The organism is Synechococcus sp. (assembly GCF_982614295.1).
Genome location: NZ_CEXBMR010000019.1, coordinates 27,758 through 29,053 on the forward strand (window position 1 = coordinate 27,758; position 1,296 = coordinate 29,053).

Annotated in this window: 1 protein-coding gene and 1 pseudogene; one reads left to right on the plus strand and one right to left on the minus strand. The window is 52.9% G+C overall.

Annotated elements, in window-relative coordinates:
* Positions 1-927 (minus strand): annotated as a pseudogene (locus tag AC2JC8_RS04875) (hypothetical protein); the annotation flags it as partial.
* Between the two features lie 158 nt (positions 928-1,085).
* On the opposite strand from AC2JC8_RS04875, the gene AC2JC8_RS04880 reads away from it, so the two are divergent.
* Positions 1,086-1,296 (plus strand): hypothetical protein (locus AC2JC8_RS04880; RefSeq protein ID WP_484420047.1); only part of this gene is annotated, 211 nt, incomplete at its 3' end.

Below are 1,296 nucleotides of genomic sequence, written 5' to 3' on the forward strand. Positions count from 1 at the left end.
TTCTGGCTCAGGTTCTGGTTCTGGTTGAGCGAGAGTTGAGCTGTAGTTGGGGTTGAGCAAAGCTTCTATTTCCTCATCCTCTAGATGGCTTCTGAACATTGCAGCTGTGGCAACGCTTTTAGGGTCCACCTGCAATTCCCGCACCAAGCTGTTGAAAGGGGCCCCGAGGGGGGCACCATTGCCATCAAGCAGTTCAAGGCTGAGGGCATGGCTCCCTGCTGTAAGTGGGCTGAGCCAAAGGGAATCCTCCTGCTGCAAAATGCTTGTGGCGCCGTCAAGGCTGAGTTTTAAGCGCCAATGGGCGTCGTCTGGCCTCAAATTTTGCAAGGGGGCATTGATTAGGAACCAATTGATCGGCACTGGGGCTCCAGCCGTTAAAGCAGGTGAAGGCACTGCTACAAGTTGAGCACTATTCAGTGCAGGCAATGCCTGGGGATTGGCGGCAAGTCGTTGAAAACGCCAATTAGCCCGAGCCCGGCGATCAGCCACGGCTTCCCCCCAAGGCAGTGCGGCAAAGGCAGTAATTGAGTGGCTGCCGGGGCTTAGCTCAGCCATAGGGATTTCCAAATGGCTGCTTCCCGCTGTGGCCTCAAAAATCCGTATTGGCGCTTCGTTATCTATTTGAATTACCAAATGGGCCCCTGGCCCTAAATCGTCTCTATGTACTAGGGGCCAATCCTCAAGCTCTAGCTCCAAGTTCCACTCACCATCAGCCAGTGAACTGCCATTTGCAGGCGCCAGTAATTTCAGCTGAGGCTTGTGTTGAGCCAAGGCTTGAGCCAACTGTTGAGCCGCTCCGGGGGGGGCAACTTCTTGTAAGTCAGCTGCGGTAGCAGGTAAAACTTGGCCCAGCCATAGCCCAATGGCTACAACAACAGTTATCGCCGCCCGTAGCAAAGCATCAAGCTGCAAATCAAATTGAGCCAATTTTGGCAACAGGATGGCGCTGATCCAGTGAAACGCAGCTAAAGCACTGATTTATCACATAATTTAGTGACAAATATGTTTATTCAGCAGCCATAAATAAGTTTTTTTGTTGTTAATTTGCTCCCAAGAGAGCCCTGTCAGAGACAGGGATTGAACCTTTGTTACTGCAACGCAAACAGGCCGCTTTTGATGCTTATACTCAAAAAAGCGGACCCCATGCTGGGGCCCGTTACCCAGTGCTAGCAGGGGTTTTGCCCTTGTTTCCTTTGGGATTTTGTGCCCCAGCGGCCTCGGGGATTGCCCCAAGCAGCCCCTGGCCTCCGACCCCAACCCTCGAGGAACGTCTCGATGACCATCAGCCCACCAGAA